The 24,172-nt window shown below is 64.8% G+C and carries 26 protein-coding genes and 1 tRNA gene; 13 read left to right on the top strand and 14 right to left on the bottom strand.

Features of this window, described 5'->3' with window-relative positions; genetic code table 11:
• Positions 1 to 37: 37 nt before the first annotated feature.
• The 4 genes from ACVINW_RS11355 to ACVINW_RS11370 all read right to left on the bottom strand — a co-directional run bounded on the left by ACVINW_RS11355 (position 38) and on the right by ACVINW_RS11370 (position 2,557).
• Positions 38 to 388 (bottom strand): SRPBCC family protein, encoded by a 351-nt coding sequence (locus ACVINW_RS11355; protein ID WP_456751371.1) that lies wholly within the window; start codon positions 386 to 388, stop codon positions 38 to 40.
• On the bottom strand, positions 385 to 699 hold the full coding sequence (locus tag ACVINW_RS11360) for an ArsR/SmtB family transcription factor (protein ID WP_456751372.1): 315 nt from the start codon (positions 697 to 699) through the stop codon (positions 385 to 387). The genes ACVINW_RS11355 and ACVINW_RS11360 overlap by 4 nt, the downstream gene beginning before the upstream one ends.
• A 127-nt stretch (positions 700 to 826) precedes the next feature.
• Complete coding sequence (locus ACVINW_RS11365) at positions 827 to 2,143, bottom strand: ammonium transporter (RefSeq protein ID WP_456751373.1); 1,317 nt, start codon at positions 2,141 to 2,143, stop codon at positions 827 to 829.
• Positions 2,144 to 2,218: 75 nt separating this feature from the next.
• Entirely contained in the window at positions 2,219 to 2,557 is a 339-nt protein-coding gene (locus ACVINW_RS11370; protein WP_021082522.1) for a P-II family nitrogen regulator, read from the bottom strand.
• Positions 2,558 to 2,838: 281 nt separating this feature from the next.
• Between ACVINW_RS11370 and ACVINW_RS11375 the strand changes: the two genes are divergently transcribed.
• Both ACVINW_RS11375 and ACVINW_RS11380 read left to right on the top strand, forming a co-directional pair.
• Positions 2,839 to 3,744, top strand: coding sequence for a DUF4339 domain-containing protein (locus ACVINW_RS11375; protein WP_456751374.1), 906 nt, complete (start codon positions 2,839 to 2,841; stop codon positions 3,742 to 3,744).
• 176 nt (positions 3,745 to 3,920) lie between these two features.
• On the top strand, positions 3,921 to 4,814 hold the full coding sequence (locus ACVINW_RS11380) for a DUF4339 domain-containing protein (protein WP_456751375.1): 894 nt from the start codon (positions 3,921 to 3,923) through the stop codon (positions 4,812 to 4,814).
• Positions 4,815 to 4,870: 56 nt separating this feature from the next.
• Here ACVINW_RS11380 and tesB read toward each other — a convergent pair whose 3' ends face one another.
• Entirely contained in the window at positions 4,871 to 5,734 is an 864-nt protein-coding gene (gene tesB / locus ACVINW_RS11385) for an acyl-CoA thioesterase II (protein WP_456751376.1), read from the bottom strand.
• A gap of 206 nt (positions 5,735 to 5,940) precedes the next feature.
• Between tesB and ACVINW_RS11390 the strand changes: the two genes are divergently transcribed.
• Positions 5,941 to 7,161 (top strand): ubiquinone biosynthesis hydroxylase, encoded by a 1,221-nt coding sequence (locus ACVINW_RS11390; RefSeq protein WP_456751377.1) that lies wholly within the window; start codon positions 5,941 to 5,943, stop codon positions 7,159 to 7,161.
• Positions 7,162 to 7,277: 116 nt separating this feature from the next.
• Here ACVINW_RS11390 and ACVINW_RS11395 read toward each other — a convergent pair whose 3' ends face one another.
• From ACVINW_RS11395 to ACVINW_RS11405, 3 genes are all read right to left on the bottom strand, one after another.
• A complete protein-coding gene (locus ACVINW_RS11395; RefSeq protein WP_456751378.1) occupies positions 7,278 to 8,192 on the bottom strand; it encodes an alpha/beta hydrolase family protein in 915 nt (304 codons plus the stop codon).
• Positions 8,193 to 8,416: 224 nt separating this feature from the next.
• On the bottom strand, positions 8,417 to 8,614 hold the full coding sequence (locus tag ACVINW_RS11400; protein ID WP_018269337.1) for a Trm112 family protein: 198 nt from the start codon (positions 8,612 to 8,614) through the stop codon (positions 8,417 to 8,419).
• Between the two features lie 46 nt (positions 8,615 to 8,660).
• Entirely contained in the window at positions 8,661 to 9,197 is a 537-nt protein-coding gene (locus tag ACVINW_RS11405; protein ID WP_456751379.1) for a TetR/AcrR family transcriptional regulator, read from the bottom strand.
• Between the two features lie 92 nt (positions 9,198 to 9,289).
• Here ACVINW_RS11405 and ACVINW_RS11410 point away from each other — a divergent pair, with 92 nt between their 5' ends.
• The 4 genes from ACVINW_RS11410 to ACVINW_RS11425 all read left to right on the top strand — a co-directional run bounded on the left by ACVINW_RS11410 (position 9,290) and on the right by ACVINW_RS11425 (position 13,533).
• Positions 9,290 to 9,640, top strand: coding sequence for a hypothetical protein (locus tag ACVINW_RS11410; RefSeq protein WP_456751380.1), 351 nt, complete (start codon positions 9,290 to 9,292; stop codon positions 9,638 to 9,640).
• A gap of 184 nt (positions 9,641 to 9,824) precedes the next feature.
• Positions 9,825 to 12,359 (top strand): bifunctional diguanylate cyclase/phosphodiesterase, encoded by a 2,535-nt coding sequence (locus tag ACVINW_RS11415; protein ID WP_456751381.1) that lies wholly within the window; start codon positions 9,825 to 9,827, stop codon positions 12,357 to 12,359.
• A gap of 315 nt (positions 12,360 to 12,674) precedes the next feature.
• Positions 12,675 to 12,965: a PepSY domain-containing protein gene (locus tag ACVINW_RS11420; protein WP_456751382.1), complete on the top strand. Its 291-nt coding sequence runs from the start codon at positions 12,675 to 12,677 to the stop codon at positions 12,963 to 12,965.
• Positions 12,966 to 12,975: 10 nt separating this feature from the next.
• Positions 12,976 to 13,533 carry a cytochrome b/b6 domain-containing protein gene (locus ACVINW_RS11425; protein ID WP_456751383.1) on the top strand — a complete coding sequence of 186 codons (558 nt, stop codon included), beginning with the start codon at positions 12,976 to 12,978 and terminating at the stop codon, positions 13,531 to 13,533.
• A 99-nt stretch (positions 13,534 to 13,632) separates the two neighbouring features.
• On the opposite strand, the gene ACVINW_RS11430 is transcribed toward ACVINW_RS11425, so the two are convergent.
• Together ACVINW_RS11430 and trxA are read right to left on the bottom strand one after the other, a co-directional pair.
• Complete coding sequence (locus ACVINW_RS11430) at positions 13,633 to 14,307, bottom strand: LON peptidase substrate-binding domain-containing protein (protein WP_456751384.1); 675 nt, start codon at positions 14,305 to 14,307, stop codon at positions 13,633 to 13,635.
• A gap of 30 nt (positions 14,308 to 14,337) precedes the next feature.
• Positions 14,338 to 15,258: a thioredoxin gene (gene trxA, locus ACVINW_RS11435; RefSeq protein ID WP_456751385.1), complete on the bottom strand. Its 921-nt coding sequence runs from the start codon at positions 15,256 to 15,258 to the stop codon at positions 14,338 to 14,340.
• A 439-nt stretch (positions 15,259 to 15,697) separates the two neighbouring features.
• Between trxA and ACVINW_RS11440 the strand changes: the two genes are divergently transcribed.
• The 4 genes from ACVINW_RS11440 (at position 15,698) to ACVINW_RS11455 (ending at position 19,014) form a co-directional block, all read left to right on the top strand.
• Positions 15,698 to 15,772 (top strand) — tRNA-Gly (locus tag ACVINW_RS11440).
• Positions 15,773 to 16,173: 401 nt separating this feature from the next.
• Complete coding sequence (locus tag ACVINW_RS11445) at positions 16,174 to 16,686, top strand: DUF2865 domain-containing protein (RefSeq protein ID WP_456751386.1); 513 nt, start codon at positions 16,174 to 16,176, stop codon at positions 16,684 to 16,686.
• A 268-nt stretch (positions 16,687 to 16,954) separates the two neighbouring features.
• A complete protein-coding gene (locus ACVINW_RS11450; protein ID WP_456751387.1) occupies positions 16,955 to 18,232 on the top strand; it encodes a PQQ-dependent sugar dehydrogenase in 1,278 nt (425 codons plus the stop codon).
• Between the two features lie 203 nt (positions 18,233 to 18,435).
• Positions 18,436 to 19,014 (top strand): c-type cytochrome, encoded by a 579-nt coding sequence (locus ACVINW_RS11455; protein ID WP_456751388.1) that lies wholly within the window; start codon positions 18,436 to 18,438, stop codon positions 19,012 to 19,014.
• Between the two features lie 113 nt (positions 19,015 to 19,127).
• On the opposite strand, the gene panE is transcribed toward ACVINW_RS11455, so the two are convergent.
• From panE to ACVINW_RS11475, 4 genes are all read right to left on the bottom strand, one after another.
• Positions 19,128 to 20,048 carry a 2-dehydropantoate 2-reductase gene (panE, locus tag ACVINW_RS11460; protein WP_456751389.1) on the bottom strand — a complete coding sequence of 307 codons (921 nt, stop codon included), beginning with the start codon at positions 20,046 to 20,048 and terminating at the stop codon, positions 19,128 to 19,130.
• 96 nt (positions 20,049 to 20,144) lie between these two features.
• Positions 20,145 to 20,759 carry a DsbA family protein gene (locus tag ACVINW_RS11465; protein ID WP_456751390.1) on the bottom strand — a complete coding sequence of 205 codons (615 nt, stop codon included), beginning with the start codon at positions 20,757 to 20,759 and terminating at the stop codon, positions 20,145 to 20,147.
• 106 nt (positions 20,760 to 20,865) lie between these two features.
• A complete protein-coding gene (locus ACVINW_RS11470; protein ID WP_456756369.1) occupies positions 20,866 to 22,164 on the bottom strand; it encodes an MATE family efflux transporter in 1,299 nt (432 codons plus the stop codon).
• A 134-nt stretch (positions 22,165 to 22,298) separates the two neighbouring features.
• Entirely contained in the window at positions 22,299 to 22,886 is a 588-nt protein-coding gene (locus ACVINW_RS11475; RefSeq protein ID WP_456751391.1) for a DUF2239 family protein, read from the bottom strand.
• A 131-nt stretch (positions 22,887 to 23,017) separates the two neighbouring features.
• Here ACVINW_RS11475 and ACVINW_RS11480 point away from each other — a divergent pair, with 131 nt between their 5' ends.
• Together ACVINW_RS11480 and ACVINW_RS11485 are read left to right on the top strand one after the other, a co-directional pair.
• The gene (locus ACVINW_RS11480; RefSeq protein WP_456751392.1) at positions 23,018 to 23,683 is read left to right on the top strand and encodes a glutathione S-transferase family protein; all 666 of its coding nucleotides are present in this window, start codon (positions 23,018 to 23,020) and stop codon (positions 23,681 to 23,683) included.
• 114 nt (positions 23,684 to 23,797) lie between these two features.
• Positions 23,798 to 24,133, top strand: coding sequence for a GIY-YIG nuclease family protein (locus tag ACVINW_RS11485; protein WP_456751393.1), 336 nt, complete (start codon positions 23,798 to 23,800; stop codon positions 24,131 to 24,133).
• Positions 24,134 to 24,172: the final 39 nt, after the last annotated feature.

Genomic DNA, 24,172 nt, shown 5'->3' on the forward strand with positions numbered 1-24,172 from the left:
GTCTGCAGGTGATGACGTTCAGCGGGTGAAGTTGGGATCAGGCCGCGCGCATCAGGGCGCGGTTGTTGCTGTTGGCCGCGCGCGGCTGTTTGCTCTCGCAGGCCTGCTGGATGATGCGAAACCGTGTGCCGCCGGCCTCGTTCGGCTCGATCCGGAACGTGACATGGCTTTCGCGAAACGGCGGCTCGGACTCGCGCAGCCGGTAACGCACCTCTTCGCCCGTGATCGTTGATTCAGGCTCGGCGCCGGCGAGATCGGAATCCGGCAGCCAGCGCTCGCGTAGCGCCGGAATCGTGACGGCACGCCAGACCTTTTCGGGCGGCGCATCGAGTTCGTATTCCATCACCAGAGCTGCGTCGGCGTGATCAGGCTTCACTGCGTCGCTCATTGATCCATGTCCTTCAGCAGGTCGGCGAGCGCTTCGATGCGCTTCGGCCAATAGGCGCGGTAGCGCGCCAGCCAGGTCCCGATGCTGGCGATGCCGTCCGGGTCGACCTCGTAGTTCACGAAGCGGCCCTGCCGCTGCTCGCGCACCAGCCCGGCCGCGCGCAGCACCGCCAGATGCTGCGACATCGCCGGCTGGCTGATCTCCAATCCGTCGCGCAAGGCGCTGGCGTTCAGGCTGCCGCCGGCCAGCTTCTCGAAGACCTTGCGCCGGGTCGGATCGGCCAGCGCCTTGAAGATGTCAACTTCGATCATGCCGACACATAAGCATACACTTATGTGTTGCGCAAGCCCGAACAATCCGCGTGCGGCGCGCGGATCCTTTGCATGGGGTTGTTTTGCGAGTTTGCCCTCGCGGCGCCCCATGAGCCGAGCTGGGCTGCTACTGCAACGCCTCGCCATGCTGCGAGATGTCGAGACCTTCGAGCTCCTGCTGCATCGACACCCGCAGCGGGACGAAGGCAGAGACCAGCTTGAGCAGCGCGAAGGTGACGCCGCCGCACCAGACCAGCGTGACGACGACGCCGTAGAGCTGGATCAGCAGCTGCTGCGGGTTGCCTTCGAGCAGGCCGGAGGCGCCGCCGATCGCCGCGGTGGCGAAAATGCCGGCGAGCAGCGTGCCGGTCAGGCCGCCGATGCCGTGGACGCCGAACACGTCGAGCGAATCGTCATACTGGAAGCGATGCTTCAGCCAGGTGCAGGCCCAGAAGCAGACCAGACCGGCGATGATGCCGATGATGATGCCGTGCCACGGCGCGACGAAACCGGATGCCGGGGTGATGGTGCCGAGCCCTGCGACCGCACCCGAGATCATGCCGAGCACCGACGGCTTGCGCCGCGTTGCCCATTCGATCGCGCCCCAGGTCAGCGCGCCGGCGCAGGCCGCGAGATGGGTCGCGGTGATCGCCAACACCGCGCGCGAATTGGCCGCCAGTGCCGAGCCGCCATTGAAGCCGAACCAGCCGACCCAGAGCAGGCCGGTGCCGACCACGGCGAGCGACAGGTCGAACGGCGACAGATTATCATGGCCATAGCCGTGCCGGTTGCCCATCACCTTGGCCGCCACCAGGCCGCTGATGCCGGCGGAGAGATGCACGACGAGGCCGCCGGCGAAATCCAGCACGCCCGCCTGAGCGAGGAAGCCGCCGCCCCACACCCAATGCGCCAGCGGCACATAGGCGAAGATGAACCAGCCGATCGAGAACAGCACATAGGCGGAGAACCGCATGCGGTCGGCGACCGAGCCTGCGACCAGCGCCACCGTGATGATCGCAAACGTCATCTGGTACAGCATGAACAGCGCCTCCGGGATGGTCTTCGCCGCCGGGTTGACGCTGTCCATCGTGATGCCCGCCAGGAACCAGCTGTCGAGCGAGCCGAGCCATGGACCATTGCCCACGAACGTCAGCGAATAGCCGAACGCGACCCAGAGAATCGAAATGATCGCGACCGCCGTGAGGCTCTGCGCCATCGTCGCCAGCACGTTCTTCTTGCGCACCATGCCGGAGTAGAACAGCGCGAGCCCCGGGATCGTCATCATCAGCACCAGCGCGGTGGCGACGATCATCCAGGCGGTGTCGGCGGCGTTGATGCCGGAATTGGCAGAGTCTTGTGCTGACGCCGGCGTGGCCCACGCGAGCAGCATTGCAGCAGTGATCGGCGCAGCTGATATCGCTGCACGAAGAGCCCGTGCCCCCATCATCATTCCCCGGCGTGTGGTCGTTTCTTGGTGTGGATGTCTGGCGTGCGCCGGCATCGTTGCCGGTGGTGAAATTCAGAGCGCGTCGTTGTCGGTCTCGCCGGTGCGGATGCGCAAGGCGTGGTCGATCGGCGTCACGAAGATCTTGCCGTCGCCGATCTGGCCGGTGCGGGCGTGCTGGGTGATGACGCTGACCGCCTGTTCGGCGAGGCTGGAATCGACCGCGATCTCGATCCGAAGCTTGGGCAGGAAGTTCACGACATATTCGGCGCCGCGATAGATTTCGGTGTGGCCCTTCTGGCGGCCATAGCCCTTCACCTCGGTCACCGTCATGCCGTGGACGCCGATCGCGGTCAGCGCCTGGCGCACCTCATCGAGCTTGAACGGTTTGATGATCGCGACGACGAGTTTCATGGTTCAGGCCTTCATTCCCTTGAGGTTTTCCGTGTGCGCCTGTCCCCGGCGCGGCAATTTGCCGTCCCGGCATTTCGCGCCCGCCAAATCTGGCAGCTTTCTGGGCAAATGGCATAAAAAAGTTGCAGGTTGAAGCGGAAAACGTACGCAACGGGTGAACTCCGTCACTGTACGGGACGACAACCGTCCGCCACAATGTGGCTTTCCCGCCCGGCCGGCGCCCCCCGCTGGCTTGCTTTGCTACCGCGTGTGCGTGCGCGCGCCCCCGAGGAACCAAGATAATGTCCAACCGAAACTGGTTTTATGCATCCGAAGGCCAGCAAAAGGGCCCCCTGCCTGAAGCCCAGCTCCGCGACCTGATCACCCGTGGCATGGTGGGGGCCGATACCCTGGTGTGGACCGAGGGCATGGCCGGCTGGCAGAAGGCCGGCGAGATTCCGGGCCTCGTCCCGAGCGCCGCCGTCGCCGCACCGCCGGCATTCCCGCAGGCCGGCGGACCGCCGCAGGTGGCGGCGTCCCAGGTGACCGCATCCGGAGACTATAGCGGCGGGGCGCTGTCGGCCGACTTCCCGATCTGGGGCCTGTTCGGCCGCAGCCTGCTGATGTTCATCGGCCAGATCTTCGTCATCCCCGCGCCGTGGACCGCGACCGGGCTTTATCGTTTTGCGATTCCCTATATCCGCGTGCCGGGCCGGCCGCATCTCGCCTTCACCGGGCGGCCGCTCGACATCTGGTACGCCTTCATCGTGCTCGGCCTGCTGACCTATGCTGGCGCGGCCAACAGCAATATCGTCACGCTGCTGTCGCTGCTGCTGCAGGGCTTCCTGAGCTGGATGATCGTCCGCTGGATCATCGGCCATCTCTCCTCGCGCGGCCAGGATCTGCCGATCTCGTTCACGGGCAGCCCGCTTGCCTATGTCGGCTGGTACGTCGCGATCGTGATCTCGACCATCACCATCATCGGCTGGGCCTGGGTGATGACCGCATGGATGCGCTGGATCTGCCGCAACATCGACGGCACGCGCCGAGAGGTCAGCTTCAATGCGACGGGGCTCGAGGTGCTGTGGCGAACCATCGTGTTCACGGTCGGCTTCGCCTTCCTGATCCCGATTCCGTGGGTGCTGCGCTGGTACGCCAACTGGTTCGTCTCGCAATTCGCGCTGACCGAGCGCGGTGCGGCGGTGTGATCGATCGGAGCGCTTTCGACAAGAGCCGCGTGCGCGCGCGCCATTCCTTCCCAGGCCACTGAGGCCGCCAGGCTTGAAGGTCAGGCCGCATGTCAAGGCGCGGCCAACTTGTGCGCTCGGATTTGCGAATCGCCCGGGTGGCCTTTACTGACTGGCCTTTCCACTGCGGAAATAAAATGTCGAACCGAACCTGGTTTTATGCATCCGAAGGCCAGCAGACAGGTCCCTTTCCCGAAGCCGAGCTTCGCGATCTCATCGTCCGGGGAACGGTACGCGCGGACACGCTGGTCTGGACCGAGGGATTATCCGGCTGGCAGAAGGCGGGCGAGATTCCCGGCCTCGTTCCCGGCGTAGGCGCGCCGCCCGCAGCGTTCATGCCGGGTGATCCGCCGCAGGTGACGGTGTCGGGCAGCTACAGCGGCGGACCGCTGTCGATCGATTTCGGAATTTGGGATTTCACTTGGCGCAGCATCGTGCTGGCGATCGGCATGAGCTTCTTGATCCCATTTCCTTGGGCAATGGTTTGGTATCTCAAATGGCTCGTTCCGTGCGTGAAAGTGCCGCAGCGTCCGAATCTCGGCTTCATGGGCTCGGCGATGCCAGTCGCTCTCGGGGTGTTTGGAGTCATCGTGCTCATGATCGTGACGGTCGTGACCGGCTTCGAGTGGCTCAACTTCTCGATCTTTCCGGCCATCATCGTGCTGAACTGGCTTTTCCTCAAATGGCTGGTCGCGGGTATCTCGTCCGACGGACAGCCGCTCGGACTCAGATTCTCTGGTTCGTTCTGGGCCAGTCTCGGATGGGTCTTACTTGCGAACATCGCCAGCATCACAATCATAGGCGTGGCGTGGGTTTATGCCGCCTGGGCGCGATGGTTCTGCCGAAACATCGCGGGTACGCGGCGCGAGGTGATATTCAATGGCACCGGGTTGGAATTTCTCTGGCGCGGAGTCGTGTCGGCGATCGCCGCCTCTTTCGTCATCCCGATTCCGTGGGTGTATCGCTGGATATCGGGTTGGATGGCGTCGCAGACCGCGCTTGTTGAACGAGGCCCGCGGCCGCGCGCCTAAGCTCGCTCTGTGAGCAGGACGTTCGCGATAAACGCGTTGCGCCTGTTCCGACCTTATCACGCCTTGCGTTCGCGCACCGAGCCTTCTTGCGCGACGGACGCCACCAGCGTGCCGTCGGGCTTGAAGATCAGGCCACGGGTCAGGCCGCGGCCCGACTGTGCGCTCGGCGAATCCTGCGAATAAAGCAGCCATTCGTCGGCGCGGAACGGGCGGTGAAACCACATCGCGTGATCGAGGCTCGCCGGCATCATGCGCTTGTCGAACAGCGTGCGGCCGTAGCGCGCCATGACCGCGTCGAGCAGCGAGAAATCCGAGGCATAGGCCAGCGCGCACAGATGCAGCGCCGGATCGTCGGGCAATTTCGCCGCGGTGCGGATCCAGACATGGATGCGGCCGTCGTCGATCTGCTGGCCGAAATAGCGGCCGAGCTCGACCGGGCGCAACTCGATCGGCCGGTCGCTCTCGTAGTAGCGGCGGATGAACTCCGGCATCTCCTTGAACATCGGCTGCTTCGACACTTCCTCCGCGGTCAGCTTCTCCGGCGGCGGCACGTCGGGCATCTTCTCCTGATGATTGAAGTTGGTCGCTTCATCGGCATGGAAAGAGACCATGATGGAGAAGATCGCGTTGCCGTGCTGGATCGCGGTGACGCGCCGGGTCGAGTAGCTCTTGCCGTCGCGCAGCCGCTCGACCTGGTAGATGATCGGGATCTGCGGGTCGCCGGGCAGGATGAAATAGCAATGGATCGAGTGCGGCAGCCGCCCCTCGACGGTGCGGCAGGCCGCGACCATCGCCTGGCCGATCACCTGGCCGCCGAACACGCGCTGCCAGCTCGTCTTCGGACTGTTGCCGCGGAACAGATTCACTTCGAGCTGCTCGAGATCGAGGATGGACAGCAGGTCGATCAGGCTTTTGGACATCGGTGATGCTCTCTATCCGTCATTCCGGGGCTCGCGAAGCGAGAGCCCGGAATCCATTCGTCCACGAAGATGCGGCTTAATGGATTTCGGGTTCTCGCTGCGCGAGCCCCGGAATGACGATCGGGCTTGTTTCTGCCCCCTGTTTCGCCCAGCTATTATCAGGTAGCAAGCACAGTCTGATGGCGTCGGGCGCGTAAGGAAAAGGCATGCCGGCACAACGAAGTATCGTGATCTGCGGGGGCGCGTTTGCGGGGCTGGCGCTGGCGGTGGCGCTGCGCCAGGGGCTCGGGCCGGACGTCCCGGTCATCGTGGCCGATCCGGCGCTGAGCCAGCGTCCAAGCCGCGATCCGCGCGCCACCGCCATCGTGGCGGCCTGCCGGCGGCTGTTCGAGACCCTCGGGGTCTGGGGCCAGGTCGCGCCGACCGCGCAGCCGATATCCGACATGGTGGTGACCGACTCCAAGCTGGAGGACGCGACGCGCCCGGTGTTCCTGACCTTCGCCGGCAATGTCGAGCCCGGCGAGCCGTTCGCCCATATGGTCGAGAACCGCTATCTGATCGATGCGCTGGCTGCGCGTGCCGAGGCCGAGGGCGTCGAGCTGCGCGCGACTGCGGTGTCGAGCTTCGCCTCGCGGCCCGACGGCGTCAGCGTCACGTTTGCCGATGGGGGCGTGATCGATGCGAGCCTCCTGGTCGCCGCCGACGGCGCTCGCTCGAAGCTGCGCGAGCACGCCGGCATTGCGACCCATGGCTGGGACTATGACCAATCCGGCATCGTCGTCACCGTCGGGCACGAGCGCGAGCATCATGGCCGCGCCGAGGAGCATTTCCTGCCCGCCGGCCCGTTCGCGATCCTGCCGCTGACCGGCAACCGCTCGTCGCTGGTGTGGACCGAGACGCGCAAGGATGCCGCGCGCATCACGGCACTGAGCGAAGAGGAATTCCACGCCGAGCTCGAGCAGCGTTTTGGTTTGCATCTCGGCGAGATCAAGGCGCTCGACAAGCCGCGCGCTTTCCCGCTCGGCTATTTCGTCGCGCGCTCGTTCATCGCCGAACGCCTCGCGCTGATCGGCGACGCCGCACATGTGATCCATCCGATCGCGGGGCAGGGCCTCAACATGGGCCTGAAGGATGTCGCCGCGTTGGCCGAGGTCGTGGTTGACGCGGCGCGGCTCGGCATGGATCTCGGTCAGGCCGACGTGCTCGAGCGCTACCAGCGCTGGCGGCGCTTCGACACCATGGCGATGGGCGTTGCGACCAACTCGCTGAACTTCCTGTTCTCCAATGAATCGACCTTGCTGCGCACCGTGCGCGATATCGGGCTGAGCCTGGTCGATCGGACACCGCCGCTGAAGAGCATGTTCATCCGCCAGGCGGCGGGACTGTCAGGCGAGGTGCCGCGGCTGTTGAAGGGCGAGGCGTTATAGCGATTGCTCGACGCTGTAGCCCGGATGCAGCGAAGCGAAATCCGGGGAATTTTTCCGCGGATGAACCGTCCCGGATTGCGCTGCGCTCCATCCAGGCTACGGATGCGCGCATCGCCTCACTTCGGTGCAATGAAAGTAGCGACCGCGTCGATCAGGTCGGGGTCGAGCGGCCGTTCCGGCTCATTGTAGCTCGCCACATCATCCGCCGCGTCGGTGACGTCGACCAACACGTGATTCATGTCCGGCAGCCATAAGGATTTGGCGGCGATGTCGGCGGTGGTGAGCGCGAGGAAGTCGAGCCGTGCCAGCTGATGGTCGCGGCCGCCTGCGATGATCAGCGTCGGCCCGGTGATCTTGCGCATCGGCTCGATCGGATCCTCGGTAAAAGCCGATGCGATGGCGGGCTGCAGCGCCGGCGAGATCGCAAGCCCGGCCGGCGGCGGGTCGACGATCTGCCCGGCCATGATATCGTCGATGGCTTTTCCGATCGGCGCGAATCTGTCCGGCGGCAGCTGCTTCTCGAGCTGCGCCTTCAGCAGGTCGCCCTGCTTGCGCGCCGCCGTTGCGAGCAGCACCAGCCGGTCGACCGGCACGCGCTGCGCCGCGAGGATCGCGACCAGGCCGCCTTCGCTGTGGCCGACCACCGCGACATGCGCGAACCGACCGCTGCCGCGCAGATAGTCGATCAGCGCCGCGGCATCGCCGACGAAGTCCTTGAAGCGAAAATCCTCGGGTCGGCCGAATTCCTTCTTCCACTCGCCGGCACCGCGCTTGTCGTAGCGCAGCGTCGCGATGCCGTGCGCGACCAGCTGCTCGGAGAGTTTCTTCAAGGTCGCCGGCTTGAGCTGCGGTCCGTTGCCGTCATGATCGGTCGAGCCGGAGCCGGCGATCAAGAGTGCCACCGGTGGCTTAGCGATGTCGAGCGGGACCGTCAGCACCGCATCGATCGGGCCGACGCGCAGCCTGCTCTCGTCGGCTGCCGCACTCGTCAGCGCGACGAGCAGCAGCAGCCATGTGACGAGGGCGCGCATGCAGTCCTCTTACTGGAGCATGAGCTTTTTGGAAAACCGCTTCACACTTTTCCGGATCATGATCTAGTATCCCGAATCTGAAGTTCGCATCATTTGCCGCACCTTCGGAGCGAACTTCAGATTCGATAAGGACACTAGCAGACTTATGATTCTAGTGTGCTTTATGAATGCGAAGTTCGTGAAGGTGGCTGCCGCGAGATCGCACGAACTTCGCATTCAGCACACTAGTCGATCTTGCGGGCCTCTTCAGGCAGCATGATCGGGATGCCGTCGCGGATCGGATAGGCGAGCTTGGCGGAGCGCGAGATCAGCTCCTGCCGCGCGGCATCGAACTCCAGCGGCCCCTTGGTGATCGGGCACACCAGGATTTCGAGCAGTTTTGGGTCGGCGGTGCTCTCGAGATGGTCAGTAGTCGAATTCATTGTGGTCTCCGGCTCGCCGTCCTGTAGCACATCCCGGCGCGCGCTGTCAGCGCCTGGCGATGCGCAACAGCTGGTCGATTGCGGCCTGCTGCCGTGCTTTCGGCAGCGTCTGCTCGGACACCGCGTAGCCGATGAAGGCCCAATAGAGGATCTGTGCGCGGCCGCCTGCCGCCTCGTCGGGGAATCCGGCCTGCCGCAGCAGGGTCTCGATATAGCCGATCCGGCGCTGGTCGACCGCGAGCACGGCGGCGCGTGCTGCGGCATCGGCGGTGGCCCAGCTGCGCACCGCGCGCTCCAGCGCCAGCCGCGCCGAGAAGCTCCGGCGCAGCAGCAGTGCCAGCGCATCGCCGCCTTCCGGGATGGTGTCGAGCTCGGCGATCACCCGTTCGGCAGCGACCTCGCGCCAATAAGTGAGGATCGCCGCCTGGTAGGCGCCGATGTCGGCGAAATGCCAGTAGAAGCTGCCGCGCGAGACGCCCATCGCCTTAGCCAACGGCTCGGCCTTCAGCGCCGTGAAGCCGCGCCGCGCCAGCGTCTTCAGGCCCTGGTCGAGCCAATCCTTGGCTGAAAGCTGTTCCGTCATGGTTCCCCGTCGGCGACAACCATACACAAGTGTATTGACAGGCGCCAGCGTCCGGTGTCTCATCCATACAGCGCTGTATGGAGACCTTCGCGATGCGTGATCTTCTGCTGCAAGGCGCCGGTGTCATCGCCATCCTGGTCAGCCTGATCCATGGAGTCCTTGGCGAGACCAAGATCTTCGCGCGCGCCACCGTCGAGCCGCCGCGGCTGCGCCTGCTGCTTCGTCTGGTCTACCAGGCCGGCACCGTCGCCTGGATCGGCGGCGGCGTGTTGCTGATCGCCGCGCCCGCGATGGCCTCCGATGCGGCACGGCACTGGATCGTGGCGACGCTCGCCATCGTGTTCGGCTTCGCCGCGCTCGCAAATGCAATCGCGACCCGCTTCCGCCATGTCGGCTGGATGGCGATGAGCGCGGTGGTCGCGCTTGCCGCCGCCGGCTACTAGTGCGCGCTGCCCTCAATGCCTGCAGACGTGCATTTGCAGCCGTGTGCGAAATTTATGGAGCCATCAATTTCCGTGCGGAATCGGCTTACGCGCGGATAACCATGCCACTGAAAGTTGCAGAAAATTATCGAGAAGACAATTCAATCGGCCTAGCTTGTCCGCGCGGACAACCATGGACCGATGCATGTTTCGTGTTTTGACGTGTCTTTCAGGTGAGCATGACTGGCGGCTCGTTCTGCTCGCCGGGCTGGTGTGCTTCGTCGCCAGCATCGTTGCCGTCAACATCTTCCACCGCGCGATCGCGTCGCAAGCGCGGACGCGGCTGATCTGGATCGCGATCGCGGGCGCTGCGATCGGCTACGGCATCTGGGCAACGCATTTCATCGCCATGCTGGCCTACGAGCCGGGCGTGCCGACCGGCTACGGCATCGTCCTGACGGCGCTCTCGCTCGCCGCGGCGATGACGCTGACGTCCGGCGGCCTCGGCCTCGCCGCCAGCGATACCAGTCCATGGCGCGCACCGGTCGGCGGCGCGGTGATCGGTGCCGGCATTGCCAGCATGCACTATCTCGGAATGTGGGCGCTGGAAGTGCCGGGCCACGTGGTCTGGTCGCTTGACCTCGTGGCGGCATCCATCGTGCTCGGCATGTTGTTCGGCTACGCTGCACTGGGGGTCGCGGTCCGCCATCAGGATCGCTGGATGACGCTGGTCGCGGCGCTGCTGCTGACGCTTGCGATCGTGTCGCATCATTTCACCGCGATGGGCGCGGTCGGGATCGTTCCAGACCCGCTGCAGGCGCCGGCGGCGCTGTCGCTCTCGCCTGCCTTCCTCGCCATCGTGATCGCCGGCGTCGCGCTCTCGGTGCTCGGGATGAGCCTGGTCGGCGTGCTCGCGGACCGGCGCCTCGCGCTTCGCACCCGCCGCTTCGAGGAGATCATCAGCCAGTTGTCGCTGGCACGCCAGCAGGTCGAGGCGTCGCAGAAGGAGCTGGAGGAACAACGGCTGCGGCTGGATACGGCGATCAACCACATGGGCGAGGGCCTCTGCATGTTCGATGCGGAGAAACGCCTCGTGGTGTGCAACGAGCGCTATGCCAAGATGTACCGGCTGCCGCCCGAACTGCTGCTGCCCGGCACCGCGCATCGCGCGATCATCACGCATCGGATCGCCAACGGCATTCTCAAGGGCGAGACCAGCGACCGTGCCGCGACGCAGGTGCTCGCGACATTGAATGCACTGCCGGCTGACGAGATCAGCAGCCGGGTCGACGAGCTTGCCGACGGCCGCCTGATCTGCGTGACGCGGCAGCCGATGCCCGGCGGTGGCTGGGTGGCGACGCATCGCGACGTCACCGAGCAGCGGCGCTCCGAGGCCAAGATCACCCATATGGCGCAACATGACGCGCTGACCGATCTGCCGAACCGCGTGCTGCTCAGGGAGTGGATGGAGCAGGCGCTGTCCGGCGCGCGGTGCGGCGGACCGAGTCTTGCGGTGCTGATGCTCGATCTCGATCGCTTCAAGGAAGTCAATGACACGCTCGGGCATCCGGCAGGCGACGCGCTGCTCAAACTGGTGGCCGGACGGCTGCGCAGGTGCGTTGCCGAAACCACGCTGGTCGCGCGGCTCGGCGGTGACGAGTTCGCCGTCATCGACTATGTCACCGATCCGGTTACGGAAGCGGGCCTGCTCGCCGAGAAGATCAAAAAGGCGCTCAGCGAGCCGATCGATCTCGGCCATCATCGGGTGACCACCACCACCAGCATCGGGATTGCGATCGCGCCGCGCGACGGCACCGATTCGGACGAGGTGCTGCGCAGCGCCGACCTTGCGCTCTATTCGGCCAAGAGCGGCGGGCGCGGCTCGTTCCGCTTCTTCGAGCCGGAGCTCGATCGGCTGCTGCAGGCCCGGCGCAGCCTCGAGCGCGACATGCGCAGTGCGCTCGCCAACGGCGAGTTCGAGTTGCACTATCAGCCGTTCATCCATGTCGCCAGCGGGGAGACCTGCGGCTTCGAGGCGCTGTTGCGCTGGCATCATCCGCAGCGCGGCATGGTGTCGCCGGTGCAGTTCATTCCGCTGGCGGAAGAGACCGGCCTGATCGTGCCGCTCGGCGAATGGGTGCTGCGCACCGCGTGCGCGGAAGCCGCCAAATGGCCCGACCATCTCAAGATCGCGATCAATCTGTCGCCGGTGCAGTTCAGGAGCCCGGAGCTGGTGCCGGTGATCGTCCACGCGCTGGCGAGCGCGGGAATATCGCCCGACCGGCTCGAGCTCGAAGTCACCGAAACCGCCATCATCCAGGACGCCGAAGCGGTGTTCGCGGCGCTGAGCCAGCTGCACGACCTCGGGGTGCGGATTGCGCTCGATGATTTCGGCACCGGCTATTCGTCGCTGAGCTTTTTGCAGAAGTTTCCGTTCGACAAGGTCAAGATCGACCGCAGCTTCGTGTCCGAACTCTCAAGCGCAACCGACGAGTCGCGCCGGATCGCGCGCGCGATCGTTCGCTTCGCGGTCAGCCTCGGCAAGACGACGACGGCCGAAGGCGTCGAAACCAGGGAGCAGCTCGACATCCTGCGCGCCGATGCCTGCGTGGAAGTGCAGGGCTTCCACTTCAGCCCGCCGGTGCAGAGCGAGAAGGTCGCGCAGATGATCGGTGGGCGGGCCCAGGCTGCAGCCGAACGCCCCGCGGTTCGTCGCGCCATGGCGGGCGCCGCGTCCTGACCGATGGCTCGCGCGGGCCAGAGCCTTTCCTTCCCGATTGAACCGGAACGAGGCTCCAGATGTTTGCTTTGGCGCGTTTTCTTCACGCGAACCGGTGTCCACGTCGCTCGAAAACGCGCGGATGAGGCTTTAGGCCGCAGCGCGCGGTCAAAGCGAAATTGCTGGAGCGCAAAGCGGTTTTCGCCATCGTTAGAATTTCTCTAAAGCCGGTCTCTGCCGCGCTTGCTTGACTTGGCAATCGCCTCAGCATTGTTCACGGATGTGCCCTGCGCGATGACGTCGTGGGCATCATCGTCAACGGAGGGGAGATTGCGCGTGCGAACGATTTTGAGCGCTGCACTGGCAGCCGGTGTGCTTGGGGGCGCTGTTGGGCTGACCGGATCGGCGGCGTTCGCCGACGGCTACAAGACCTGCACCAAGCTCGACAAGGCGTCGTGGAAGCCGGCAACCGATGCCGAAGCCAAGGCCAAGGAGGCCGGATATGAGGTGCGCCGCTCGAAGGTCGAGGGCTCCTGCTACGAAGTGTACGGCGTCAAGGAAGGCAAGCTCTACGAGCTGTTCTACAGCCCGGAGGATCTCAGCCTGAAGCACACCATCGCGAAGTGAAGCCAGTGCGATGACGGAGGCGGCGCCGGGCGCCCGCGGCGCGACCCATGTGCAGGTCTGGGACCTGCCGCTGCGGCTCTGGCACTGGGCGCTCGCCATCCTCGTCCTGGTCGCGTGGGTGACGCCCAACGTCCATGACCGGCTGCACCGGCTGGCGGGCTATGCCGTGATCGGCCTGCTGGCGTTTCGCCTGGTCTGGGGCTTTGCCGGCACGCGCTATGCGCGTTTCGGCAAGCTCATCGTTCGCCTGCGCGCGGCGCCACGCTACATCTGGAATCTCCGGCGCGGCATCACCGGGCGCTATATCGGGCTCAATCCCGCGGGCACCGTGATGCTGGTGGCGCTGCTGCTCACGCTCGCGGTATCCGCGATCACCGGCGCAATGGAAGTCACCGTGACCTTCTTCGGCGTCTGGTGGGTCGAAGACACCCACGCCTATGCTTCCGACGCGGTCATCATCCTCGTCGCCTTGCACGTGCTCGGCGTCATCGTGGTGGGATTGCTGCAGCGGCAGAACCTGGTGCGTGCGATGTTCACCGGACGCAAGCAGCTTCGCAATCGCTCTTAACTGAAGCGGCAACGGAAGTTCACCTCGCCCCGGCTGGTAGAGGTAGGCGATCGCGGGCCGAACCGATCCAAACGACAAACGTCTGATCCCGGTCGGTAGCTATTGCACCGGCGGGTCGCCCGAGGTGCGCTTCTTGGCGAGGTCCATCTCGGTGACCGCGATCAGGATCTCGGCGCGGGTCTTCAGGTCGGGGGCTTCGAGCATCGCCTGCTTCTCGGCCGGGCCATAGGGCGACATCATCGCCAGCGCGTTGACCAGCGCCTCGTTGGGCGCGGATTCGATGCCTTCCCAATCGACCTTCAGATTGTTGGCCTCCAGGAAATCGGCGAGTACCTCGAGCAGTGCCTTGCGGTCGACCGCGTCCTCGCCCTTGCGCGCGGTGAAGTCGCCGGTGAACGAGAAGAAGTCGACCTTGCACTGCCGATACGGCGTCTGCACGTTCAATTCCTCGACCACCTTGAAGCGTGCGACGCCGGTCAGTTCGAGGATGTAGCGGCCGTCGCCGGATTCGGCGAGCTGGGTGATGCGGCCGACGCAGCCGATGCGGAACAGCACCGGCTTGGCCTCTTTCTGCGAATGCGCCACATCGGGCTGGATCATCCCGATCAGGCGATGGCCGTCGCGCAGCGCGTCGTCGACCATCGCCAGATAGCGCGGCTCGAAGATGTTGAGCGGCATCTGGCCGCGCGGCAACAGCAGCGCACCGGGCAGCGGGAACACCGGGATGATCTCCGGGAGCTCGCCGGGCCCGCGATATTCGGCATTGATCGGCATCTGCGGTCCCGCTGCTGTGACGGGCGTGCGTTACGAGAACAGGATCGTCGACAATCGCCGGCGCCCCTCGACGGTTGCCTCATCGGTGCCGCCCCACGCCTCGAAGAACTGCACCAGCTGCTTGCGCGCGCCGTCGTCGTTCCACTTGCGGTCGCGCTTGACGATCGCGAGCAGTTGCTCGGTCGCCTCCGTGCGCCTGTTCATCGCATTGAGCGCGGTCGCAAGATCGAAACGGGCCTGATGATCGAGCGGGTTTGCGGCGACTTTCTGTTCCAGCTCGGCGATCGGACCGACCGACTGCGCCTGCTCGGCGAGATCGATCGCGGCCTGCACCGCCTTCACCGCGGCGTCGTTGCGCTTGGTTTCCGGCACCATCGCCAGCGTCTGCTTGGCCTGCTCGACCGCGCCCGACGTGATGTAGCATTTGGCGAGACCCGCCAGCGCCGCGATGTTGGTGGCGTCGTGCGCCAGCACCTCGGCATAGATCTGAGCGGCCTGGGCGGCGTCGCCCTCGGCCAGCACGGCCTCGGCCTCGGCCAGGATATCGGTGAGATTGGGCTCGCCGGCGGCGGGCACGCCCTTGGTGATCTTCTCGATGAAGGCGTTGACCTGGCTCTCCGGCACCGCGCCCATGAAGCCATCGGCCGGCTGGCCGTTGACGAATGCGATCACGGCCGGGATCGACTGGATGCCCATCTGGCCCGGAATCTGCGGATGCTCGTCGATGTTCATCTTGACCAGCTTGACCCGGCCCTTGGCGTTCTTGACCGCCTTTTCCAGGATCGGCGTCAGCTGACGGCAGGGCCCGCACCACGGCGCCCAGAAGTCGATCATCACCGGCTGCCGGCGCGATTCCTCGATGACGTCCTTGACGAAGGTCTGGGTCGTCGTCTCCTTGATCAGATCGGGCGCTGCCTGGGGCGTGGGGCCGCCCTGCTCCATTATCGTCACGTTGTCCTCGCCTGCTTCTGAGGTCGGAAATCCGGGGCGTTCTAGCACGCTCCGGTCGGCACGTTCAGCCGTTCTGTCAGGCTAAATGGCGGTCGGAAGACAAAATTCAATCGCTTGCCGCCCGTCCCGTTCCATCGGCGATCGGGTGAGCCTGACGACCCGGCCCAAATCGAACGCCGCCGCTTGCCGCGGCGACCTGGCGCCTGCTGGCCGGTCGGGAGCCGGCTCGAATCGCTCCGCGATGAGATGGCTTTGGGGCCGGTTCTGACCGAAACATAAAAAGAAATCGTCGCCACGGTCGGTTTCGGCCGATTTGGGGTCAATTTTTAGGGAAACCGGACGATTTCGTGAGGTTCGGACCGCGCTCTTGTGTTGCATTCACAGACGGCTTTTGGCATAGGTCTGCCGTTGCCGGCGAGCGATCGCCGCCATTTCGGATGCGGGTGTAGCTCAGTGGTAGAGCACGACCTTGCCAAGGTCGGGGTCGAGGGTTCGAGCCCCTTCGCCCGCTCCAAAATATCTCGCTGACCGAGCTGACAGTCTGATGAAGGCCCGCCCATTGGTGCGGGCTTTTTGCTGCTCGGCGGTTCTGGTGATTGCCGCGGTCTCGGGGTCAAGATGCCGCGGCCGGCGACGGCCGTTCCGGCTTCGTCAATGACCGAACGGTGCATTCTCAAAACTGAAAGAAATCTGTGGTTGTGTCGGTGTCGGAATGGCTGCCGGTCGTCCTCCGATGCGGCACGCAAGTGAATGATGTCGATCAATTGGACGCCAGATCCCGGGTTGAACCGCCGCGTGGCGCGCGCATCTGTTGCAGCGCTGGCCGTGCTCGCCGGCAATTGGATATGCGCGCCGGCCCCGGCACAGATGTTGCCGAGCGATTCGGCATATACGCCCGCACCCAGTTTTCCCGCCATGCCCGGCTTTACGCCGGCGCCTGACTTCGAGCCCGAACGGCGGCCGCGGCCCCGGGTCTACATCACGACGCGGTCGCACTGGGGCGGTCGACAGCAGTTCTGCGTCCGGACCTGCGACGGCCGGTTCTTCCCGCTGCCGCGCGTCAGCGAGGCGGCGGATCTCAGGGCATGCGAGGCGGCCTGTCCCGCCGCCGAGGTGAAGCTGTATTCCGGCTCCGATATCGACAGCGCCAGGACGGAAGCGGGCGACACCTACAAGGAGCTCGCCAATGCATTCCGATTCCAGCGCGAGATCGTGCCGCAATGCGCGTGCAGCGCCAGCGCATCCACCGGCCTGTCGCCGATCCCGATCGAGGACGACATAACGCTGCGGACCGGCGACATCATCGCCGCCGATGACGGCTTCAAGGTCGCGGCGATCTCCGGCGGACAAAGTCGCAGCGTGTTATTCAGGCCGCTGTCGAAGGCCAAGGCGCAAGCGCTCGGCCTGGCGCGCCTTTCATCACGTTAGCGGCGATCGCGAGCGTTAGCTTCATTCGGATATTACGTTGCGGTGCAGAATGCCTTGTTATCAGGCAGGGCGCGCGGGAAAATTTCGTCTCAATTTTCGCCTCACCTTGTTTTGACGCAGCGCACACCGCGGCATGCGCTTTTCAGCGTCGATGGATGTGCTACCATTTTGCCGTCTGACCTACCTCACAGACCGCCACCATCATCTCTCAGGGCGTTCAAAATCAATAACAGGCAAGCTGCAACGGCTTGCGTAGGGGAGTGACGCGATGAAGTCCGCTTTCAATCGATCAATACTTGCGTTCGCGGCGATAGCGCTGCTGGCGGGGACCACCTTCGCCAGTGCGCAGCAACAAACAGACAAGAACCGTGCGCTGAAGAAGTACGAATCGGGCACCAAGGAATTCTGGACCCATCCGCCGGACGATTGGTTCCTCGGCGATGAGACCGAGGCGCAGAAGGGCCTTGCCCCGCCGTCCGGTCCGCCGACCGGCGCCTCCGACGCCGAACTCGCCAGCATGATGAAGAAGATCAAGCTGCCGCCGGGCTTCAAGATCGAGGTCTATGCCTCGAACGTGCTCGCGGCGCGCCAGATGGCATGGGGCGACAAGGGCACGCTGTTCGTCGGCTCGTTCGGCCTCGGCAATGTCTATGCGATCAAGGACAACAACGGCAAGAAAGAGGTCAAGACCATCCTCAAGGGCCTCAACATGCCGACGGGCCTCGCCTTCAAGGACGGCGCACTCTACGTCATCGCGGTCGACAAGCTGATCAAGTACGACAATGCCGAAGCCAATCTCGACAATCTCGGCAGCGGCAAGGTGGTGTATGACGACATGCCGTCCTACGCGGCGCATGGCTGGAAATACATCGCCGTCGACAAGGACGGCTGGTTCTACATTCCGTTCGGACCGCCCTTCAACATCGGCATCCCGCCGACCTCGGTGTCGCAGATCCGCCGTGTCGATCCGAAGACCGGCAATGCGGAGATCTGGGCGCTTGGCGTGCGCAACTCGGTCGGCGGCGACGTCGATCCGCGCACCGGCAAGTACTGGTTCACCGAAAATGCCCGCGACTGGATCAGCGACGATCTGCCGAGCGACAAGCTCAACATGATCTCGAAGATCGGCGAGCACTTCGGCTATCCCTACTGCCACCAGGGCAATTTGCCAGACACCAAGTTTGCGATGGGTCACAAGTGCTCGGAGTTCACCCCGCCGGTGTACAATCTCGGTGCACACGTGGCTCCGCTCGGCATGAAGTTCTATACCGGCAGCCAATTCCCGGCCGACTACAAGAACGCGATCCTGATCGCCGAGCACGGTTCCTGGAACCGGCACAAGTACCAGGGTGGCCGCATCGTGAAGATCACTGCGAGCCCCGATGGCAAGAATGCCAAGCAGGAGATCTTCGCCTCCGGCTGGATCGAGGGTGACCAAGGCTATCTCGGCCGTCCCGCCGATATCCTGCTCGACAAGGACGGCTCCATCCTCGTCGCCGACGATTGGGCCGGTGCGATCTATCGCATCAGCTACAACAAGAAGTAACGGTCGAGCCAATGCGGGGCTGCGGTGGCCGATGAGGCAATCGCAGCCTCGCTTGCGATCAAATGACGGAACCAGCCGTCATGCCCGGACTTGGTTCGGGCAGCCATCCAAACAAGAAACCCTTTCAAACCAGATGGATTGTCGGAGCATCCTCGATCGGGTCGAGGACAGGCGCCCGGCAATGACAGCCGGAGAAACTGACAATGCGTCATGCGTCGCTTGGAATTCTGTCAGCGGCCATCCTGCTGGCGTCGTCCGCCCAAGGCGCGGACAATGCCGCCGTCAAGGAGAAGGCCGAGATGTGCGCCGGCTGCCACGGCGACAACGGCATCTCGCAGACCGAGAACATTCCCTCGCTGGCCGGCCAGCTCGACCAGTATATTCAATGGCAGCTGGTGTTCTTCCGCGCCGGCGCGCGCAAGAACGAGCAGATGCAGCCGATCGTCGAGCAGCTCAGCAATGAGGACATCCGCAATCTCGGCGCCTATTTCGCCTCGCTGACGCCGCCCAAGGGCGGCAAGGACGACAATCCGGACTTGTCCGAGAAGGGCAAGCAGGCCGCCGCCGGCCGCCGCTGCGCCTCATGTCACGGCGATACCTTTGCCGGTACCAAGGCGGTCGCCCGCATCGCCGGCCAGCGCGAGGAATATCTCGTCAAGGCGCTGCACGACTACAAGTCCGGACAACGCTCCGGCGGTGCGCAAGCCGTGATGGCCGACGTGGCCTATCCGCTGAGCGATGAAGAGATCACCGCGCTCGCGCATTACCTGGCGCATTTGTAGCGGCAACGACGGGGACGTGCGTAGCCCGGATGCAGCGAAGCGCAATCCGGGGCCGCTGTCTCAGTTGAACGACCGTACCCGGATTTCGCTTCGCTTCATCCGGGCTACAGGACTTAAGCGCTCCGCTGCTTCTCATACGCCTTGAGATGCGTATACGCCGTGCGCAGCTTCGGCACCGGGATCTTGGCGGCGTCGGCGCGCACGATCAGGTCGCCGATCACGTGGTCGGCTTCGACCGGAAGCCCCGCCTTGATGTCGCGGAACATCGATGCGGTCATCGGCGAGCCCTCGGTGGTGAGCAGCCCACGGGTGCGCTGGAAGAACGGACCGCCCGGCTCATGGCCGGCGTCGGCGGCGATCGCGCTGCATTCGTCGAGGATGCCGAGCAGGAATTCCTTGCCGCCGGGCGCGGCCAGGATGTTGCCGACCGAGGTCCGCATCAGGCTGGTAGAGGCGGCGAGCGACGCCAGGAACACCCACTTCTCCCACATGTCCTGCATCACGTGCTCGCTGGCGTTGGCACCGTTGATCGCGGAGAACGTCTCGGCAATCGCGCGCACCCGATCCGAGATGCCGCCGGCGCGTTCGCCGAAACCCAGCGACTGCATCGGCTGCAATTGCACCACCTCGCGCCTCTCGTTCAGGGTCGCCGCGATGGCGCAGAGGCCGCCGAGCACATGCCGGGCGCCGAATGCCTTGTCGAGCGCATCGAGATGCAGCATGCCGTTGAGCAGCGGGATGATCGCGGTGTTGTCGCCGACCGCTGGCGCAAACGACTTGATCGCGTCATCGAGATCGAACGCCTTGCAGCTCAACAGCACGACGTCGAACTTGTCCGAGAGCTTGTCGGCCTGCACGGTCGGCGGATTGGTCAGCGTGACGTCGCCGTTCGGGCTTTTGATCACAAGCCCGGCCGAGGCGAGCTCGGAGGCGCGGCGGGGGCGCACCAGGAAGGTGACGTCACGGCCGGCCTGAAGCATCCGGCCGCCGAAATAACCGCCGATCGCACCGGCGCCGACCACGAGAACGCGCATGGGAATTTGTCCTTCTTTGTTGTTCGCTGCCCGCGGGCGAATAGCGAATGGGGAGTAGCGAATAGATATAGATGCCGGCGCACCATTCGCTACTGGCTATTCGCCATTCGCTCCCTTGATCATTTCCTCGACCTCGCGCAGCTGCTCCTTGCCGAAGAAGATCTCCTTGCCGACGAAGAAGGTCGGCGAGCCGAACGCGCCACGCTCGACGGCGGATTGGGTGTATTCGATCAGCTTGCCCTTGACGTCGGCGTCCTGCGCCCGGGCGAACAGCTTTGCCGCATCGAGGCCGGAGGACGCCAGCGCTTTGCCGGCGACTTCCGGGTCGTCCATCTTCTTCGGTTCGACCCACATGTGATGGAAGGCGGCCTCGACATACTTCTCGAACACGCCCTCGAACTGGGCCGCGACCGCCGCGCGCATCAGGTTCAGTGTGTTGACCGGAAAGAACGGGTTCCAGGTGTAGGGCTTGACGTTGAAGCGCTTGAGGAAGCGCTCGGTCTCGATCTTCATGAACTCGGGCTTGTTCTTGACGCCCGCCAGCGTCTCGGCCGGCGACTTGTTGTTGGTGGCCTTGAAGATGCCGCCGAGCAGGACCGGGACATACTCGAACTTGACGCCGGTGCGCTGTTCGATCGCGGGGATCGCCTCATGGCTGAGGAAGGCGTTGGGGCTGCCGAAATCGAACAGGAATTGCGGTTTCTGGCTCACGGCGCTCTCTCCCTCGGCTTGTTGGGCATTTCTCCAGGATGAGCCTGCTGCGGCAGGCGCCATCCGGAGAATATGATACTCATCATGTGAGCCGCGGCGCGCGATGTCAAATCAGCCGCTCGATGGTCTGCTTGCGCCATACCAGAGCGTAATAGGCCATCTGCAGCACGAACATGGTTGCGAAGGTGGCGGGATAGGCGATCCAGATGCCGCTGATGCCGATGGTGCGGCTGAGCAGGATCGCGACCGGCACCTCGACCAGCGCGATCGCCAGGATCGAGATGAATAGCGGCATCCACACCGTGCCGCCGGCGCGCATCGCGCCCGAGAACACGGTCGCCATGCCGAACAGCACCATGCTCCAGAGCACGATGTACAAAAGCTGCTGCGCCAGTGCGAGCACCGCGCCGTCGACGATGAAGAAGCCCATCAGCGGCCGTGCAAAGAGATAGCCGAGCAGGACGAGTCCGCCGGTCAGCGCGAGATTCATCTCGATGCCGGTCCTGACGATGGCGCCGACGCGGGCGGGCTCGCCGCGGCCGATCGCCTGCGCGCCGAAGATCGAGACCGATATCGCGATCGAGATTGCCGGAAACTGCACATAGCCGATCACCTGGTTGACCGCGCCATAGGCCGCGGTGGCGTCGGAGCCGAAGCCGTTGACGAGGCCGAGCAGCACCAATTCGGCGAGCGAGACCACAACCATGCCGATCGCCGTGGGAATGCCGAGCCGCAGCACGATGCGCAGCAGGCCGCCGTTCGGCCGCATCGCGCGCAGGAATGCGGCGTCGAAGGCGAGCGCATGCTTGTGCCTGAGCATATGGACATGCAACCACAGCAGCGTGACCACGCCCGAAACCGCGGAGGCGACCGCCGCGCTGGCGACGCCGAGCCTGGGCAGGCCGAGCCAGCCGTGGATCAACGCCGGCGTGACGACGAGGCCGACGATGGTCGAGACCGTCAACGCCAGCAGCGGCGTCACGGTGTCGCCGACGCCGCGCATCATCGCGGTGAGCAGCAGGAATCCGAACGTCACCGGCATCGCGATCATCATGATCCGCGCATAGGACACCGCGGCATCGAGGACGTCAGGCGGCGTCGCCAGCGCGATCAGCAGCGGACGGGTAAACAGGCCGCCTGATATCGCGATCGCCAGCGCCAGCAGCAGCGTCACGGTCATGGTGGTGCCGGCGACCGCCTTCACGCGGTCGGGCTCGCCGGCGCCCCAGGCCTGGCCGATCATGACCGAGGCGCCGGCGCTCAGCCCGATCACGAAGGAGATGAAGAAGAACATCACCGGGAAGAACACCGACGCCGCCGCGAGCGCGTCGACGCCGATCATCTGGCCGAGATAGATGCCGTTGATGGTGCCGAACAGCGACTGCAGCACGTTGCTGAGCAGCATCGGCGCCAGGAACGACAGGAAGGCTTTGCGCAAGGACGGGGGCTTGGACACGTTGAACTTCCAGATCTGAGTTGCCAGGACGGCGCGCAGGCCGAATCACGACCCGCGCGGCCACCATGTCGCGCGAGAGCGGGCTAGTCCGCTTGATCGCTATGGGCGAGCCTGATCGCGTGATCGCGGATGTCGGCCGGCCAGTCCGCGATCAGCGTCGCAAAGCGACGCCGCTCATGCGCGAACAGGGCGCGGATCGCCTCTTCGTAGTTCGGCCGGTTGCCGGCCATCGTGGTCATGAAGCGATAGGCGGCATCCTGTGCTGCGCGCGTGCGGTCCTTGTCGCCGCTCGAGCGCCGGGCCTCGTCGATCAATTTGCGGATCGCAACCGAGGCGCCGCCCTTCTGCTGCGCGAGCCAGTCCCAGTGCCGCGGCAGCAGCGTGATCTCGCGCGCGACGACGCCAAGCTTGGGACGTCCCGGGCCGCGCGGCGCGGCCGGCGCCGCCGGCTCCTCGCTGGGCGGCGGCGCGAGCTTCGGCAGCCGGGCCAACACGTCGTCGACCGAGCCCCGGTAGTCGATGTCGACCAGCGCCGAGGTGCGGCCGTTGAACACCAGGATCGCGGCGTCCTTGCGCCGGTCGATTAACTGCTTGGCGGCGCAGGCAACGTCGCTGAGGTCGCCGGCTGCGATGCAGTGCTCGTTTTCGAAGGCGACATAGGCTGGGTTCATAACTGATCTCTTCGGTTGCGCGACATATTGCCCGGGTAATTTGGGACCATCCGCGTGCATTCATCTCGACTTTCCTGTGTCAGGCTGGCACCAAGCGCGGCCCGACTGCGCTGACACCCGAGAGGACGCCCATGCTGACGGTTCATCACCTCAACAATTCCCGTTCGCAGCGCGTGCTGTGGCTGCTCGAGGAATTGGGCGTGCCCTACGAAATCGTGCGCTACCAGCGGCAGCCGGACATGCGGGCGCCGAAGGAGCTGCGCGCGATCCATCCGCTCGGCAAGTCGCCCGTCGTCACCGACAACGGCAACACCATCGCGGAATCCGGCGCGATCCTCGAATACATCATCGCGAGCTACGGCAAGGGCCGCCTGATCCCGCCGGCCGATACGCCGGAGCGGCTGCGCTACACCTATTGGCTGCACTATGCCGAGGGCTCGGCGATGACCCCGCTGCTCCTCAAGCTGTTGTTCACGCTGATGCCGAAGCGCGCGCCGGCGCTGCTGCGGCCCTTGGTGCGCAAGGTGTCCAACACGGCGCTGTCGACCCTGGTCAATCCGCAGCTCAAGCAGCACATGGCCTATTGGGAAGGCGAGCTCGGCAAGAGCGAGTGGTTCGCCGGCCACGAATTCTCCGGCGCCGACATCCAGATGAGCTTTCCGCTCGAAGCGGCCGCCGCGCGCGGCGGGCTCGAGGACGGCCATCCCCGGTGCGTTGCGTTCCTCGAACGCATCCACGCCCGCCCGGCCTATGCGCGGGCGCTGGAAAAGGGCGGGCCGTACCAGGTCGGCCGGTAGAATCGCAGTCATGGCCGGCGGCTCCGGTTTCGATGTCGCCATTTATATCCGGGTATTATTGCGGTGTCAATAATGCCCGGATATAAATGGCGTGTCGAATCGACAGGAGCCGCCATGAAGACCGAGCACCGCAAGCAGGTCATCGCCGACTACAAGAAGCGTGCGAGCATGGCCGGCGTGTTCGCGATCCGCTGCCGCGCGACCGGCGAGGTCTGGGTGGGGCAAACGCTCGATCTGCAAAAAATCCACAACCGGATCTGGTTCACGCTGCGAATCGGCGGTCATCGGAATGCCGAGCTGCAGCGCGCCTGGGCGGCGCATGGCGCGGACAATCTCACGCTCGACACGCTGGAGCGGATCGAGGACGAGGAGCTCGGCTATGTGCGCGACACGCTGCTCAAGGAGCGCGTGCGGCATTGGCGCACGCAGCTGAACGCGGCTGCGGTGTAGCTTAGAGCGTTTTCGAGCGAAGTGGATACCGGTTCGCGT

The sequence above is a fragment of the Bradyrhizobium sp. USDA 4461 genome (assembly GCF_054055655.1).

Excerpts from the sequence above, each read along its gene's own strand:
- ACVINW_RS11455 (WP_456751388.1), top strand. The coding sequence starts at position 18,436 with ATGCGTCATGCGTCGCTTGGAATTCTGTCAGCGGCCATCCTGCTGGCG.
- ACVINW_RS11425 (WP_456751383.1), top strand. The coding sequence starts at position 12,976 with ATGACGGAGGCGGCGCCGGGCGCCCGCGGCGCGACCCATGTGCAGGTC.
- ACVINW_RS11480 (WP_456751392.1), top strand. The coding sequence starts at position 23,018 with ATGCTGACGGTTCATCACCTCAACAATTCCCGTTCGCAGCGCGTGCTG.
- ACVINW_RS11405 (WP_456751379.1), bottom strand. The coding sequence starts at position 9,197 with ATGACGGAACAGCTTTCAGCCAAGGATTGGCTCGACCAGGGCCTGAAG.
- ACVINW_RS11365 (WP_456751373.1), bottom strand. The coding sequence starts at position 2,143 with ATGGGGGCACGGGCTCTTCGTGCAGCGATATCAGCTGCGCCGATCACT.
- ACVINW_RS11370 (WP_021082522.1), bottom strand. The coding sequence starts at position 2,557 with ATGAAACTCGTCGTCGCGATCATCAAACCGTTCAAGCTCGATGAGGTG.
- ACVINW_RS11450 (WP_456751387.1), top strand. The coding sequence starts at position 16,955 with ATGAAGTCCGCTTTCAATCGATCAATACTTGCGTTCGCGGCGATAGCG.
- ACVINW_RS11375 (WP_456751374.1), top strand. The coding sequence starts at position 2,839 with ATGTCCAACCGAAACTGGTTTTATGCATCCGAAGGCCAGCAAAAGGGC.
- panE (WP_456751389.1), bottom strand. The coding sequence starts at position 20,048 with ATGCGCGTTCTCGTGGTCGGCGCCGGTGCGATCGGCGGTTATTTCGGC.
- ACVINW_RS11430 (WP_456751384.1), bottom strand. The coding sequence starts at position 14,307 with ATGCCGATCAATGCCGAATATCGCGGGCCCGGCGAGCTCCCGGAGATC.
- ACVINW_RS11415 (WP_456751381.1), top strand. The coding sequence starts at position 9,825 with ATGTTTCGTGTTTTGACGTGTCTTTCAGGTGAGCATGACTGGCGGCTC.
- ACVINW_RS11390 (WP_456751377.1), top strand. The coding sequence starts at position 5,941 with ATGCCGGCACAACGAAGTATCGTGATCTGCGGGGGCGCGTTTGCGGGG.
- ACVINW_RS11475 (WP_456751391.1), bottom strand. The coding sequence starts at position 22,886 with ATGAACCCAGCCTATGTCGCCTTCGAAAACGAGCACTGCATCGCAGCC.
- ACVINW_RS11445 (WP_456751386.1), top strand. The coding sequence starts at position 16,174 with ATGCCCGGCTTTACGCCGGCGCCTGACTTCGAGCCCGAACGGCGGCCG.
- ACVINW_RS11400 (WP_018269337.1), bottom strand. The coding sequence starts at position 8,614 with ATGAATTCGACTACTGACCATCTCGAGAGCACCGCCGACCCAAAACTG.
- ACVINW_RS11360 (WP_456751372.1), bottom strand. The coding sequence starts at position 699 with ATGATCGAAGTTGACATCTTCAAGGCGCTGGCCGATCCGACCCGGCGC.
- ACVINW_RS11395 (WP_456751378.1), bottom strand. The coding sequence starts at position 8,192 with ATGCGCGCCCTCGTCACATGGCTGCTGCTGCTCGTCGCGCTGACGAGT.
- tesB (WP_456751376.1), bottom strand. The coding sequence starts at position 5,734 with ATGTCCAAAAGCCTGATCGACCTGCTGTCCATCCTCGATCTCGAGCAG.
- ACVINW_RS11485 (WP_456751393.1), top strand. The coding sequence starts at position 23,798 with ATGAAGACCGAGCACCGCAAGCAGGTCATCGCCGACTACAAGAAGCGT.
- ACVINW_RS11470 (WP_456756369.1), bottom strand. The coding sequence starts at position 22,164 with ATGCTGCTCAGCAACGTGCTGCAGTCGCTGTTCGGCACCATCAACGGC.
- ACVINW_RS11355 (WP_456751371.1), bottom strand. The coding sequence starts at position 388 with ATGAGCGACGCAGTGAAGCCTGATCACGCCGACGCAGCTCTGGTGATG.
- ACVINW_RS11380 (WP_456751375.1), top strand. The coding sequence starts at position 3,921 with ATGTCGAACCGAACCTGGTTTTATGCATCCGAAGGCCAGCAGACAGGT.
- ACVINW_RS11410 (WP_456751380.1), top strand. The coding sequence starts at position 9,290 with ATGCGTGATCTTCTGCTGCAAGGCGCCGGTGTCATCGCCATCCTGGTC.